We start from the raw sequence: 13,622 nt of genomic DNA, 5'->3' as shown, positions 1-13,622 counted from the left end.
ATCTTCGTGGAACTTATTCCGTGTAGTTGCACTCGAAGGAACAAGTCACTTATTCCACCAAGGAGAAACACCCCCATGCGTAAACCTTTTGCTTTTGCTCTGATGCTGGCCGCTGCCATGGGCCTGGCCGCTTGCGATAAAGCGAGCGAAGACAAAGCCCAGGACGCACAGCAACACGCCGAGCAAGCCCAGGAAAAAGCGGGCGAAGCTCAGGATAAGATGAACGAGGCCGCCAAGGAAAACGCCGAAGCCGCCAAAGATCAGGCCGAAGCCGAGCAGAAGGCCGCCGAAGAAGCCGCTCCGGCTACTCCGGCTCCGGAAGCCGCACCAGCCACTCCGGCCGAACCTGCCAAGCAGTAATCGGTTACAACAAGAAAACCCGACATGGTCGGGTTTTTTTGTGCCTGAAATTTATCGGTTAAACGATTCAGTTGCCGACCACGGTGTTGTCCTTGCCGGCATCCACCGAGACACTTTCAGTGGGTGTGAACACCATCACATCCAGCACATCCGAATGGAACTCGCGACGGTAAAGAATCAGCACTACGCCGACACTCATGGCCATGAACATCCACGGGCTGATGAACCAGCTGAGCATGGCCATACCGAAGTAATAGGAACGCAGGCCCAAGTTGAACTGGTTGGCGGCAAGTGACAACACCCGCGCCGCTCGCGAGGCAAATGCCTTGCGCTCCAGTTCATTGACCAGCCGTTCGCCAATCATCGGCGCCGACCCTACCAGTACGGCGGCGAAGTTGTATTGGCGCATGCACCAGCTGAAGGTGAAGAAGGCGTAGACGAACACCATGGCCAGGCACAGCAGCTTGATCTCCGACATGCCCTGCGAGGTCTGCTGCACCAGCGGCAGATCGGCCAGCAGCGACAGCGCCCGGTCCGAAGCCCCCAGCACGGTGAGGATGCCGGCAAGGATGATCAGCGTACTGGAGGCGAAGAACGAGGCGTTGCGCTCGAGGTTACCGATCACGCTGGCGTCGGCAATGCGGTTGTCGCGCAGCAGCATGCGGCGCATCCAGTCTTCACGGTACAGGTGCAGCACGCTGGCCAGGCACGCGGTGTCGCGGCCCTTCCAGATGGCATAGCGGGTATAACCACCCCAGCACAGGGCGAACCAGGCGATGGCCAGCAGGTTGTTGAGGTTGCTTTGGATGAAGTTCATGCGGGGTTCCCGAAAGGGCCAGGTGCCTGGAGGATAAAGACCGCATTTCGACGCTGGCAAGCGGCGAAAGGCACACGCCCGCTACAAAATCCTTTTCTGCCGGCAAAAGAAAAGCCCCGCATCCTCTCGGATACGGGGCTTTCCAGTCTTGGCCCTTGGCGCGCACCCTTCGGCTTGTGGCCGGTGCCGCCCTCAGGCTTCGACGATCAGGCCAGCGCCTCGCGCGGCTTGCCGAGCATGCGGTCGCAGGCCACGGCGCCCACCAGGGTGACCACCGAAGGTACCAGCCAGGCCAGGCCCTGATCGCTCAGCGGCAGGTGCGCCAGGAAGTCCGGCAGCACGTGGGCAATACTGCTGCCCTTGATCGCATCGACCATGCCGAACACCAGCGACACCAGCATCACCGGCGCCAGGATGCGGGTTGGCGAGTTCCACAGGTCCTTCACGAAGCTCAGCCCGACCACCACGATGCACGGCGGGTAGATCGCGGTGAGTACCGGGATCGAGAACATGATCAGCTTGGTCAGGCCAAGGTTGGAGATCAGCAGCGAGAAGCCCGCCAGGATCACCACCAGAGCGCGGTACGACAGCGGCAGGATCTGGCTGAAGTACTCGGCGCAGGCGCAGGTCAGGCCAACCGCGGTCACCAGGCAGGCCAGCGCGATCAACACGGCGAGGAAGCCACTGCCCAGCGAGCCGAAGGTATGCTGCACGTAAGCATGCAGTACCGCCGCGCCATTGCTGGCGTCTGCGGCGATCGCGTGGCTGGTGGCGCCCAGGCGGAACAGGCTGACATACACCAGGGCCAGGCCGACACCGGCAATCAGGCCGGCGATGATGGCGTAGCGGGTGATCAGCTTCGGCGACTCGACACCCCGCGAGCGAATGGCGTTGACGATGACGATACCGAACACCAGGGCACCCAGGGTATCCATGGTCAGGTAGCCATCGGAAAAGCCCTTGGAGAACGCTGCGGCAGCATAGGCCGGCTGCGCTTCACCAATGCTCCCGGCAGGCAGCGCGAAGGCGGCGATGCCCAGGACCGCCAGGGCGATGATCTTCATCGGCGCCAGGAAGCGGCCCACGGTATCGAGCAGCTTGCCCGGGTACATCGACACCGCCAGCACCACGAGGAAGTACACCAGGCTGTAGATGAACAGCGCCAGCGGGCTTTCGCCGGTCAGCGGTGCCACACCCACTTCGAACGACACGGTCGCGGTCCGCGGCGTGGCGAACAGCGGGCCGACCGACAGGTAGCAGACCGCCGCCAGCAGGCCGCCGAAGAACTTGCCGATCGGGCTGCTCAGGGCGTCCATGCCGCCACCGACCTTGGCCAGCGCGACCACGGTGATGACCGGCAGGCCCACGGCAGTCACCAGGAAGCCCAGGGCAGCCATCCACACGTGCGGGCCAGATTGCAGGCCGACGATAGGGGGGAAGATGATGTTGCCCGCGCCCACGAAAAGCGCAAACGTCATAAAGCCAAGCGCCAGGATGTCCTGGCCTTTCAAAACTTTCATTTAAGGTAGTACCACACTGCTGAAATCGGGATTCGAGAAGGGATTTCCCCATGGGTCGGGGGAAATGCTGCCCGGCTTTATAGGCCAGACCCGTTTAGCGTGTCGTTCCCTTTTGGGGGACGGGCACAGAGTGAGCGCGTAGGGTAACTGTTTTACCCTGCAAACGCACTGGCACAGTGCTGCTTGTCCGATGTGCGTACATGTTTGTCGTCTGTGCGACCGGGACGGTAGGAATTATCCCGGTATTGATCGCTACGTCTGTACGAAATTTCCTATCGTTGTGATCAAACATTTCTTTGAAGCGCCCTCCCCTGCGCACAACCTGCCTTGACCGGGAAGAGCGCGTGCCTCACTCAGTCATCGAGTTCGGCCGTACGTGACTGCCAATAGCGTTTGATTGCATGGACATCGGCGAAGTTGAAACGCAGTTTGGGAACCAGTGAACTCCCACAAGCGCCCGCCGCTCGGGTTGCGGTTTGCGGCGTGGCTTCGCTGCCAGCGTGATAGAGCCGTGTGGTGGCCCAGATAGGATTTTCCATGTACGAACCTCTTGTTGAATGAATGCATCATCGACGATGCGCTTGCCACAGGGCCTCGATGCGTTTGTAGGTATCAGCTTCATGCGCATCGATGCCTGAGTGGATGGGTTGCAGGTCCTGATCGAAGCTCCATGCGCGCTGGCCGGGCTGACCACCTCGTGCATCGGCAATCATCAGGGCCAGCGAAACCGAGAATTCATCGGGGGGCGCTACGTAGTGCATGTCTTCGTACGCCCGCATATGCAACACCGTGCCTGGGCTCAACCGTAGCGACTGGGCTGCGCCTACTGCCGCCTTGACGCCTTCACGCAGTTGCGCAGCATTGCCGATAGCGTGCTTGACGCTACGGTAGCCGTTGCCGTGATAACCGACTGCGTAGAGCTCGAAGTCGTGGGAATGGGGTAGGCCATAAATGAATGCCTGCTGCTCCACCGCCGCTTCGGCCGGCATCCACAAGGTCATGCGCAAGGACATCTGCGCTGAGTGGAACAATGAAAAGCTGTGGGCGTTGTAGGCTTGATCACCCCGGGTGAAGCCATGCTCTCGCAGATGCGCCTGCACGCCATCGCCCAACAAATTGCGGTTTTCAGCCAGCGCCTGAAGCACCTCGGCAATCTGCCGCTGGTCAGCGTTGCCAAGCAGAGCCTGCAGGCGCCCTACCCCTTCAGACAGCTTCATGCCAGGCCCTCCACCGCATAGCCGGACAGCCGCTCCTCCAGCCAGTCGTCCCCGGCCGCTCGCAGCAGCAAGCAGTACTCGTCTCGCTTTTGCGGCATATGCTTGATGAGTATCTGGAACGCCTGCCAGCGCAACGCGGGATGGGGGTGATAAACCAGTTGGTCCGCCACCTGCACCAAAGCCGGGTCGCCGATCGTTTGCAGCGCTTGCAGCAGCACGATGAACCTGGACACCTGGCTGTCCGCCGGGAACCAGGCGATGCTGGTCAGGCGCTCGCGCTCGTATACCACGATGTCGCTACCTGCCACAGGCACGCTCAGGCTGAACGCGAGATGCGCTGGTGCCCCCCATGGGTTCAGGCAAACGACATGATCGTCGCCGCGAACCAACAACGGCGCATGCTGAGCGATTACCACGCATTCCGGGTCCACAAGCTGACTGCCATCGCGACGGTAAACCCGCAAGGCATAGCTGAAGCCAGGCGGCGCGAACCAGACACAATGGCCGGAAGTAGAATAAAGGTGCTCAGCGACGCCTTCTGCCCTGGCCAGGTCCAAGGTCACGCCCTGACCCAGATCGAAGCTCAGCCGGTTGCCGACCGCCGTGGTAACGGTAGCGAGCAAGCGATCTCGCTCCTCGATGGCGATAGCGGCCTTTTGCTGGGTGAAGCCCTGCCATGCATGCTCGACCACAACCTGCATGTCACGCGCTCGAACATGCTCCAACAGGGCTTGTGCAGAAGCGGCAAGGTGTAAAAGTGTTTCCATCGGCCTCGAAGCTCAGGTTCCTGAATGGGCCGAATGATCGTGGCAAGACGGTGGACAACCAATCTGGAAACAGCACCACCAGAACGACAAAGGCCACCCGAAGGTGGCCTTTGTGCGCGTGGGGGGTGCAGCAGTATTACTTCTTGACTTCCCAGCCAGTCAGCTCGGCCAGGGCCTTGCCGATGTCAGCCAGGGAACGCACGGTCTTCACACCAGCGTCCTGCAGGGCGGCGAACTTCTCGTCCGCAGTACCCTTGCCGCCGGAAATGATGGCGCCAGCGTGGCCCATGCGCTTGCCCGCAGGTGCGGTAACACCCGCGATGTAGGAAACGACCGGCTTGGTGACGTTGGCCTTGATGTAGGCCGCAGCTTCTTCTTCAGCCGAACCGCCGATCTCACCGATCATGACGATCGCTTCGGTCTTCGGGTCTTCCTGGAACAGCTTCAGGATGTCGATGAAGTTCGAACCCGGGATCGGGTCACCGCCGATGCCGACGCAGGTCGACTGGCCGAAGCCGGCGTCGGTGGTCTGCTTCACAGCTTCGTAGGTCAGGGTGCCGGAACGCGAAACGATACCGACCTTGCCTGGCAGGTGGATGTGGCCTGGCATGATGCCGATCTTGCACTCGCCCGGGGTGATCACACCTGGGCAGTTAGGGCCGATCAGGGTCACGCCCAGCTCGTCGCACTTGACCTTGGCATCCAGCATGTCCAGGGTAGGAATGCCTTCGGTGATGCAGACGATCAGCTTGATGCCGCCGAAGGCCGCTTCCAGGATCGAGTCCTTGCAGAAAGGCGCCGGAACGTAGATGACCGAAGCGTCAGCGCCGGTAGCTTCCACAGCTTCCTTGACAGTGTTGAACACTGGCAGGCCCAGGTGGGTGGTGCCACCCTTGCCTGGCGTTACACCGCCGACCATCTTGGTGCCGTAGGCGATGGCCTGTTCGGAGTGGAAAGTACCCTGCGAGCCGGTGAAGCCCTGGCAGATGACTTTGGTGTCTTTATTGATCAGGACGCTCATTACTTGCCCTCCGCAGCTTTGACAACTTGTTGAGCAGCGTCGGTCAGGCTGGTTGCCGCAATGATGTTCAAACCGCTTTCTGCCAGTACTTTAGCGCCCAGTTCGGCGTTGTTGCCTTCGAGGCGAACGACGACCGGAACCTTGACGCCGACTTCTTTCACTGCACCGATGATGCCTTCGGCAATCATGTCGCAGCGAACGATGCCGCCGAAGATGTTGACCAGAACGGCCGCGACATTGCTGTCGGACAGAATGATCTTGAACGCTTCGGTAACGCGCTCTTTGGTAGCACCACCGCCAACGTCGAGGAAGTTGGCCGGCTTGCCGCCGTGCAGGTTGACGATGTCCATGGTACCCATGGCCAGGCCGGCACCGTTGACCATGCAGCCGATGTTGCCTTCGAGGGCAACGTAGTTCAGTTCGAACTTGGCAGCGTGGGCTTCACGGGCGTCGTCCTGCGACGGGTCGTGGAAGGTTTTCAGCTTCGGCTGACGGTACATGGCGTTGGCGTCGATGTTGATCTTGGCATCGAGGCAGTGCAGGTCGCCGTCGGCCTTGATCACCAGCGGGTTCACTTCCAGCAGCGCCAGGTCGTGATCCTTGAACAGCTTGGCCAGGCCCACGAAGATCTTGGCGAACTGTTGAACTTGCTTGCCTTCCAGGCCCAGCTGGAATGCCAGCTCGCGACCCTGGAACGGCTGAGCGCCGACCAGCGGATCGATGGTGGCCTTGAGGATTTTTTCAGGCGTTTCGTGAGCGACTTTCTCGATGTCCACGCCACCTTCGGTGGAAGCCATGAACACGATGCGGCGGCTCGAACGATCGACTACAGCGCCCAGGTACAGCTCTTTGGCGATGTCAGTGCAGGATTCGACCAGAATCTTGGAGACGGGTTGACCGTTGGCATCGGTCTGGTAGGTAACCAGATTCTTGCCCAACCACTGTGCAGCGAACGCCTTGGCGTCCTCTTTGCTGCGAACCAGCTTGACGCCGCCCGCTTTACCGCGACCACCCGCGTGAACCTGGGCTTTTACCACCCACTCGTTCCCGCCGATCTTGTCGCAGGCTTCTGCAGCTTGCTCAGGGGTATCGACAGCGAAACCCTTGGAAACTGGCAGGCCGTATTCAGCGAACAGCTGCTTACCCTGATACTCGTGAAGATTCATGCTTTTTACCGTCTTCGTTAGGTACTGCGCTTCGGCGCTGCGCCATTGCTGGCGCCGCACCACCTGTGACCGTTGACCCCGGGTTTTCCCGTGTGATCCGGTCCGGCGGACTTTCCGCGGTGAGTCATGCACGCAAGACTCACGACGGGCAGCCCGCCGTGGTTTCTTATAATTAACGCTTCTTACGGTTGGCTACGTGAATGGCGCCGCCATTCACTGCCAGCGCTGCTTCATGCAGCGCTTCGGACAGGGTCGGATGGCTGAAGACCATCATGCCCAGGTCCTCGGCACTGGTGCCGAATTCCATTGCGATTGCGCCCTGCTGCACCAGTTCGGCAGCCGATGGGCCAATCACGTGTACACCCAGGACGCGGTCGGTCTTGGCATCGGCGATGACCTTGACGAAACCACCGGTGTCGTTGGCGGCCATTGCACGGCCGCTGGCCGCGAACGGGAAGGTGCCCACGTTAACCTCAACGCCCTCGGCCTTCAAGGCCTGTTCGGTCTTGCCGACCCAGGCGATTTCCGGGTGGGTGTAGATGACCGACGGGATCAGGTCGTAGTTCATCTGGGCCTTGTGGCCCTTGATGCGCTCGACCACCATGATGCCCTCTTCCGAGGCCTTGTGGGCCAGCATCATGCCGCGTACCACGTCGCCGATGGCGTAAACGCCCGGTACGCTGGTCGCGCAGTAGTCGTCGACGAAGATGTAGCCACGCTCGTCGATGGTCACGCCGCTGTCAGCGGCCAGCAGGTCGGTGGTCACCGGGCGACGGCCGACCGCGACGATCAGCTTGTCGAAGGTGATCTTCTGCTCGCCGTTGGCGTCGGTGTAGGTCACTTCGACTTCGTTGCCGTTGACTTTCGAGCCGGTGACACGCGCGCCCAGCTTGATGTCCAGGCCTTGCTTGGTCAGGGTCTTCTGGGCTTCTTTCGACACGGCAGTGTCGGCAGCCATCAGGAAGGTGTCCAGCGCTTCAAGAACGGTGACTTCGGCACCCAGGCGAGCCCATACCGAGCCCAGCTCCAGGCCGATGACGCCAGCGCCGATCACGCCCAGGCGCTTCGGTACAGCCTGGAATTCCAGGGCGCCGGTGGAGTCGACGATGACGTTCTGGTCGACCGGAGCCGGTGGAATGTCGATCGGACGCGAACCGGAAGCCAGGATCACGTTCTCGGCTTCGATGACTTCGGTGGTGCCGTCAGCCTTGGTGACTTCGACTTTTTTGCCGGCCAGCAGCTTGCCGTGGCCCTGGATCGAAGTAACGCCGTTGGCCTTGAACAGGGTGGCAACGCCACCGGTCAGGTTCTTGACGATGCCAGCCTTGCGGCCGACCATCGCGGCGACGTCCATCTTCACTTCGCCAGTGGAGATACCGTGGACGTTGAAGCTCTCTTTGGCTTCCTTGTATTTCCAGGAGCTGTCCAGCAGCGCCTTGGAAGGAATGCAGCCTACGTTCAGGCAGGTGCCGCCCAGGGCCAGCTTGCCCTCGGCGTCGGTGTATTTCTCGATACAGGCAGTCTTCAGACCAAGTTGTGCGGCCTTGATGGCAGCCACATAGCCGCCAGGACCTGCACCAATCACCACTACGTCGAATTTCTGGGTCATAAAAGATTCCTTATCAGCTACAAGCTACAAGCCGCGAACCGCGCGGCATGGCTTCCTGCGAAGCCAGGGCCGGCACGGTACGCAGCCAGAGGGTTAGATGTCCAGCAGCAGGCGAGACGGATCTTCCAGCAGGTTCTTGATGGTGACCAGGAAGGTTACCGCTTCCTTGCCGTCGATCAGGCGGTGATCGTACGACAGCGCCAGGTACATCATCGGGCGAATCACCACCTGGCCATTGATGGCCATCGGGCGCTGGATGATGTTGTGCATGCCGAGAATGGCGGCCTGCGGCGGGTTGACGATCGGGGTCGACATCATCGAACCGAAGGTACCACCGTTGGTGATGGTGAAGGTGCCGCCGGTCATCTCTTCGATGGCCAGCTTGCCGTCACGGGCCTTCTTGCCGAAGGTGGCGATGCCGTTCTCGATTTCCGCCAGGCTCATCGACTCGGCGTTGCGCAGCACCGGTACCACCAGGCCACGGTCGCTGGACACGGCAACGCCGACGTCGGCATAGCCGTGGTAGACGATGTCGTTGCCGTCGATCGAGGCGTTGACAGCCGGGAAGCGCTTCAGGGCTTCGGTGGCGGCCTTGACGAAGAACGACATGAAGCCCAGGCGTACGCCGTTGTGGGTCTTCTCGAACAGGTCCTTGTACTTCGAACGCAGGGCCATGACTTCGGTCATGTCCACTTCGTTGAAGGTGGTCAGCATGGCCATGCTCGACTGCGCTTCGACCAGACGCTCGGCGATCTTGGCGCGCAGGCGGGTCATTGGCACGCGCTTCTCGGTGCGGTCGCCAGCGGCAACCACGACCGGGGCAGCAGCGGCAGCGGCGGCAGGCTTGGCAGCTGCAGCAGGCGCCGACTTCTTGTTGGCGACGGCAGCGACGACGTCTTCCTTGGTGATGCGACCGCCTTTGCCAGTGCCGGCAACGCTAGCCAGGTCGATGCCGTTCTCTTCAGCCAGCTTGCGCGCGGCCGGCGCGGCAACCGGGTCGTCTTCGCCAGCGTCGGCAGCGGCAGCAGCCGGGGCAGCAGCGGCCGGAGCGGCAGCTGGAGCAGCGGCAGCAGCACCGCCTTCAACGATCGAACCCAGTACTTCGTCGGACAGGACGGTGTCGCCCTCGCCCTTGACGATGGCGCCCAGCACGCCGTCGGCGGTGGCCAGTACTTCCAGGACGACCTTGTCGGTCTCGATGTCGACGATCAGCTCGTCACGCTTGACGGCATCGCCCGGCTGCTTGTGCCAGGTGGCAACGGTGCCATCGGCAACCGATTCCGGGAAGGTTGGGGCTTTGATCTCGATAGCCATTATCAGTGTTTCCTTAAATTCGGTTTCAGGTGCGCGAAGGCGTTAGACAGTGAAGGCGTCTTGCAGCAGTTTTTCCTGCTGTTCGGCGTGCTTCGAAGCGTAACCACAGGCTGGCGCGGCAGACGCGTCGCGGCCGGCGTATTCCAGGACCAGTGCCTTGTTGTGGCGGCCCAGGATACGGCGCATGTGGTGCTGGCTGCTGTACCAGGCGCCCTGGTTCATCGGTTCTTCCTGACACCAGACCGCATGCTTGAGGTTGGTGTAAGGCGCGAGGATCTCGACCAGGTCGTCCTCAGGGAACGGATACAGCTGCTCGATACGCACGATGGCGATGTCTTCGCGGCCTTCGGCACGGCGTTTTTCCAGCAAGTCGTAGTAGACCTTGCCGCCGCACAGGACCAGGCGCTCGACCTTGGCCGGATCGAGGCTGTCGATTTCCGGGATCACGGTCTGGAACGAGCCTTCTGCCAGGTCTTCCAGGGTCGAGATGGCCAGCTTGTGGCGCAGCAGCGACTTTGGCGTCAGGACGATCAGCGGCTTGCGCAGCGGACGGATGACCTGGCGACGCAGCAGGTGGTAGATCTGTGCCGGGGTAGTCGGTACGCAGACCTGGATGTTGTGCTCGGCGCACAGCTGCAGGTAACGCTCCAGACGCGCGGAGGAGTGCTCCGGGCCCTGCCCTTCATAACCGTGTGGCAGCAGCATGGTCAGACCGCACAGGCGGCCCCACTTGTGCTCGCCGCTGGTGATGAACTGGTCGATCACCACTTGCGCACCGTTGGCGAAGTCGCCGAACTGGGCTTCCCAGATCACCAGCGCGTTCGGCGTGGTGGTCGAGTAGCCGTATTCGAAGGCCAGTACCGCTTCTTCCGACAGGAAGGAGTCGTACAGGTCGAAACGCGGCTGGCCCGGGAACAGGTTCTTCAGCGGTACGTAGGTGCTGGCGTCCTTCTGGTTGTGCAGCACCGCGTGACGGTGCGAGAAGGTGCCACGGCCGATGTCCTGGCCGGTCATGCGGATCGGGTGACCTTCGAACTGCAGGGTGGCGTAGGCCATGGTCTCTGCATAACCCCAGTTGATCGGCAAGCCACCGGCCTGCATCTTCTGGCGGTCTTCGTAGATCTTCGCGACCTGGCGCTGGACGACGAAACCTTCCGGGATCTCCAGCAGCTTGGCCGACAGTTCCTGCAGGGTCTTGAGGTCGAAGCGGGTGTCGTGACGCGCGGTCCAGGCATGGCCCAGGTACGGACGCCAGTCGACGAACAGCTCGCGGTTCGGCTCCTTGACCAGGCTCTTCACCACGTGCAGGCCGTTGTCCAGCGCGTTGCGGTACTCGTCGATCTTGGCCTGGGCGCGCTCGGCATCGATACGGCCGGCCTGGATCAGGGCATCGGCGTACAGCTCACGGGTGGTGCGCTGCTTGCTGATCTGCTGGTACATCAGTGGCTGGGTGCCGTTCGGCTCGTCGGCCTCGTTGTGGCCGCGACGACGGTAGCAGACCAGGTCGATGACCACGTCACGCTTGAACTGCATGCGGTAGTCGATGGCCAGCTGGGTAACGAACAGTACCGCTTCCGGGTCGTCGCCGTTCACGTGCAGGATCGGCGCCTGGATCATCTTGGCAACGTCGGTGGCGTACTCGGTGGAGCGCGCGTCCAGCGGGTTGCTGATGGTGAAACCGACCTGGTTGTTGATCACGATGTGCACGGTGCCGCCGGTCTTGAAACCGCGGGTCTGCGACATCTGGAAGGTTTCCATGACCACGCCCTGGCCGGCGAAGGCCGCGTCGCCGTGGATCGAGATCGGCAGCACCTTGTCGCCAACGGTGTCGTTGCGGCGGTCCTGACGGGCGCGCACCGAACCCTCGACCACTGGCGAGACGATTTCCAGGTGGGACGGGTTGAACGCCATGGCCAGGTGCACTTCGCCACCGGTGGTCATCACGTTCGAGGAGAAGCCCTGGTGATACTTCACGTCACCGGAGCCCAGCTCGTTCATCTTCTTGCCTTCGAACTCGTCGAACAGCTCGCGCGGGTTCTTGCCGAAGGTGTTGACCAGCACGTTCAGGCGGCCACGGTGGGCCATGCCGATCACGACTTCCTTGGTGCCGTAGGAGCCGGAGCGCTGGATCATCTCGTCCAGCATCGGGATCAGGCTTTCGCCGCCCTCGAGGCCGAAACGCTTGGTGCCCGGGTACTTGGTGCCCAGGTACTTTTCCAGGCCTTCACCGGCGGTGACGCGCTCGAGCAGGTGGGCCTGCACGTCAGCGGAAAACTCCGGACGGCCGCGCACGCTCTCCAGACGCTGCTGGAACCAGCTGCGCTGCTCGGAGTCGACGATGTGGGTGAATTCGGCGCCAATGGTGCGACAATATGTCTTCTGGAGCGCCTCGACGATCTCGCGTAGGCTCGCCTCCTCTTTGCCGATGAACAGGTCGCCGGCACGGAAGGTCGTATCAAGATCGGCATTGGTCAAGCCGTAGTGATTGATCGACAGGTCTACAGGCGCGGGACGCTGCCACAACCCCAACGGGTCGAGCTTGGCAGCCTGATGGCCGCGCATACGATAGGCCTGGATCAGTCGCAGAACTTCAACCTGCTTCTTCTCGTGTTCACTGCTCACGCTCCCGGCGGATACCGGCTGGGCGCGGCGCTGGTTCTTTGCCAGCAGTACGAAATGGTCGCGGATTGTCGAGTGCGATACATCGGTAGCGGTGCTGCCGTCGGCGGGCAACTTCTGGAAGTAGGTGCGCCACTCTTCTGGCACAGCGTTAGGGTCGTGCAGGTAGAGCTCATAAAGCTCTTCCACATATGCAGCGTTACCACCTGAAAGGTGGGCGCTTTCCCACATGCGCTGCATCACGCTTTCTTGCATGCTTGGTCACCCTCGGTTAGGGGACTGATCGGCGAGAGCCACAGCAAACCTGGAAAAGTCCGAACACAGCGACTGAACCACGCCACTTGGATCCTGCTGATTTTCCGGGTACCAGCCCGGAAAGCCCCTGCTGGTCTCATATCTTCATAGGTATGAACGCAGGCTTTGTGGGCCTTTGTTCGGGTTTTACCTCAGTGCGGGCTCAGCGCCCGCACCTCGGCTTACTGCAGTTACAACACTTTGTATCAGGTGCCGCTTTGCAGCAGCATGTTACGTACGTGACCGATTGCCTTGGTCGGGTTCAGACCTTTCGGGCAAACGTTGACGCAGTTCATGATCCCGCGGCAGCGGAATACGCTGAACGGGTCATCCAGCGACGCCAGGCGCTCCTGGGTCTTGGTATCACGGCTGTCGGCCAGGAAGCGGTAGGCCTGCAGCAGAGCGGCGGGGCCCAGGAACTTGTCCGGGTTCCACCAGAACGACGGGCAGGAAGTCGAGCAGCAAGCGCACAGGATGCACTCGTACAGGCCGTCCAGCTTGTCGCGGTCTTCCGGCGATTGCAGGCGCTCGATAGCCGGCGCCGGGGTGTCGTTCTGCAGGAACGGCTTCACCTTCTCGTACTGCTTGTAGAAGATGCTCATGTCGACGACCAGGTCACGAATGACCGGCAGGCCCGGCAGCGGGCGCAGAATCAGCTTGTTGCCCTTCACCACCGCCGACAGCGGGGTGATGCAGGCCAGGCCGTTCTTGCCGTTGATGTTCATGCCATCGGAACCGCAAACGCCTTCACGGCACGAGCGACGGTAGGAGAAACCTTCGTCCTGCTCTTTGATCAGTGCCAGCACGTCCAGCACCATCAGGTCCTTGCCGCCGGTATCGACCTGGAAGGTCTGCATCTTCGGCGCCGAATCGGTGTCCGGGTTGTAACGATAAACTTCGACTTGCAACATAGCGGCC

The 13,622-nt window shown here is 61.5% G+C and carries 12 protein-coding genes; 1 reads left to right on the top strand and 11 read right to left on the bottom strand.

The window, feature by feature from the left end:
* Positions 1-75: 75 nt before the first annotated feature.
* Positions 76-360 carry a hypothetical protein gene (locus C6A77_RS13890; protein WP_086978461.1) on the top strand — a complete coding sequence of 95 codons (285 nt, stop codon included), beginning with the start codon at positions 76-78 and terminating at the stop codon, positions 358-360.
* A gap of 67 nt (positions 361-427) precedes the next feature.
* Here the strand turns inward: C6A77_RS13890 and C6A77_RS13885 are convergent, their stop codons facing one another.
* The 11 genes from C6A77_RS13885 to C6A77_RS13835 all read right to left on the bottom strand — a co-directional run bounded on the left by C6A77_RS13885 (position 428) and on the right by C6A77_RS13835 (position 13,615).
* The gene (locus C6A77_RS13885) at positions 428-1,177 is read right to left on the bottom strand and encodes a DUF599 family protein (RefSeq protein ID WP_114169974.1); all 750 of its coding nucleotides are present in this window, start codon (positions 1,175-1,177) and stop codon (positions 428-430) included.
* A 206-nt stretch (positions 1,178-1,383) separates the two neighbouring features.
* The gene (gene brnQ / locus C6A77_RS13880) at positions 1,384-2,697 is read right to left on the bottom strand and encodes a branched-chain amino acid transport system II carrier protein (RefSeq protein ID WP_114169973.1); all 1,314 of its coding nucleotides are present in this window, start codon (positions 2,695-2,697) and stop codon (positions 1,384-1,386) included.
* Between the two features lie 353 nt (positions 2,698-3,050).
* Positions 3,051-3,236 (bottom strand): hypothetical protein, encoded by a 186-nt coding sequence (locus C6A77_RS25350; RefSeq protein WP_133295889.1) that lies wholly within the window; start codon positions 3,234-3,236, stop codon positions 3,051-3,053.
* Positions 3,237-3,263: 27 nt separating this feature from the next.
* Entirely contained in the window at positions 3,264-3,914 is a 651-nt protein-coding gene (locus C6A77_RS13875; protein ID WP_114169972.1) for a hypothetical protein, read from the bottom strand.
* Positions 3,911-4,615: a hypothetical protein gene (locus C6A77_RS25345; protein ID WP_133295888.1), complete on the bottom strand. Its 705-nt coding sequence runs from the start codon at positions 4,613-4,615 to the stop codon at positions 3,911-3,913. Before C6A77_RS25345 ends, C6A77_RS13875 begins: the two co-directional genes overlap by 4 nt.
* 202 nt (positions 4,616-4,817) lie before the next feature.
* Complete coding sequence (gene sucD / locus C6A77_RS13860; RefSeq protein WP_004376004.1) at positions 4,818-5,702, bottom strand: succinate--CoA ligase subunit alpha; 885 nt, start codon at positions 5,700-5,702, stop codon at positions 4,818-4,820.
* Positions 5,702-6,868 carry an ADP-forming succinate--CoA ligase subunit beta gene (sucC, locus tag C6A77_RS13855; protein ID WP_003254205.1) on the bottom strand — a complete coding sequence of 389 codons (1,167 nt, stop codon included), beginning with the start codon at positions 6,866-6,868 and terminating at the stop codon, positions 5,702-5,704. Before sucC ends, sucD begins: the two co-directional genes overlap by 1 nt.
* 172 nt (positions 6,869-7,040) lie before the next feature.
* Positions 7,041-8,477 carry a dihydrolipoyl dehydrogenase gene (gene lpdA, locus C6A77_RS13850; RefSeq protein WP_013973439.1) on the bottom strand — a complete coding sequence of 479 codons (1,437 nt, stop codon included), beginning with the start codon at positions 8,475-8,477 and terminating at the stop codon, positions 7,041-7,043.
* A 93-nt stretch (positions 8,478-8,570) separates the two neighbouring features.
* Entirely contained in the window at positions 8,571-9,791 is a 1,221-nt protein-coding gene (gene odhB, locus C6A77_RS13845; RefSeq protein WP_085625398.1) for a 2-oxoglutarate dehydrogenase complex dihydrolipoyllysine-residue succinyltransferase, read from the bottom strand.
* 42 nt (positions 9,792-9,833) lie between these two features.
* Positions 9,834-12,665 carry a 2-oxoglutarate dehydrogenase E1 component gene (locus C6A77_RS13840; RefSeq protein WP_114169969.1) on the bottom strand — a complete coding sequence of 944 codons (2,832 nt, stop codon included), beginning with the start codon at positions 12,663-12,665 and terminating at the stop codon, positions 9,834-9,836.
* 245 nt (positions 12,666-12,910) lie between these two features.
* On the bottom strand, positions 12,911-13,615 hold the full coding sequence (locus C6A77_RS13835; protein ID WP_011534752.1) for a succinate dehydrogenase iron-sulfur subunit: 705 nt from the start codon (positions 13,613-13,615) through the stop codon (positions 12,911-12,913).
* Positions 13,616-13,622 lie beyond the last annotated feature (7 nt).

This window comes from Pseudomonas sp. AFG_SD02_1510_Pfu_092 (genome assembly GCF_003331055.1).
In the GTDB taxonomy this organism is placed as follows: Bacteria; Pseudomonadota; Gammaproteobacteria; order Pseudomonadales; family Pseudomonadaceae; genus Aquipseudomonas.
This window is presented reverse-complemented; position numbering and strand designations above follow the sequence as displayed.

Excerpts from the sequence above, each read along its gene's own strand:
- C6A77_RS13890 (WP_086978461.1), top strand. The coding sequence starts at position 76 with ATGCGTAAACCTTTTGCTTTTGCTCTGATGCTGGCCGCTGCCATGGGC.
- C6A77_RS13885 (WP_114169974.1), bottom strand. The coding sequence starts at position 1,177 with ATGAACTTCATCCAAAGCAACCTCAACAACCTGCTGGCCATCGCCTGG.
- brnQ (WP_114169973.1), bottom strand. The coding sequence starts at position 2,697 with ATGAAAGTTTTGAAAGGCCAGGACATCCTGGCGCTTGGCTTTATGACG.
- C6A77_RS25350 (WP_133295889.1), bottom strand. The coding sequence starts at position 3,236 with ATGGAAAATCCTATCTGGGCCACCACACGGCTCTATCACGCTGGCAGC.
- C6A77_RS13875 (WP_114169972.1), bottom strand. The coding sequence starts at position 3,914 with ATGAAGCTGTCTGAAGGGGTAGGGCGCCTGCAGGCTCTGCTTGGCAAC.
- C6A77_RS25345 (WP_133295888.1), bottom strand. The coding sequence starts at position 4,615 with ATGCAGGTTGTGGTCGAGCATGCATGGCAGGGCTTCACCCAGCAAAAG.
- sucD (WP_004376004.1), bottom strand. The coding sequence starts at position 5,702 with ATGAGCGTCCTGATCAATAAAGACACCAAAGTCATCTGCCAGGGCTTC.
- sucC (WP_003254205.1), bottom strand. The coding sequence starts at position 6,868 with ATGAATCTTCACGAGTATCAGGGTAAGCAGCTGTTCGCTGAATACGGC.
- lpdA (WP_013973439.1), bottom strand. The coding sequence starts at position 8,477 with ATGACCCAGAAATTCGACGTAGTGGTGATTGGTGCAGGTCCTGGCGGC.
- odhB (WP_085625398.1), bottom strand. The coding sequence starts at position 9,791 with ATGGCTATCGAGATCAAAGCCCCAACCTTCCCGGAATCGGTTGCCGAT.
- C6A77_RS13840 (WP_114169969.1), bottom strand. The coding sequence starts at position 12,665 with ATGCAAGAAAGCGTGATGCAGCGCATGTGGGAAAGCGCCCACCTTTCA.
- C6A77_RS13835 (WP_011534752.1), bottom strand. The coding sequence starts at position 13,615 with ATGTTGCAAGTCGAAGTTTATCGTTACAACCCGGACACCGATTCGGCG.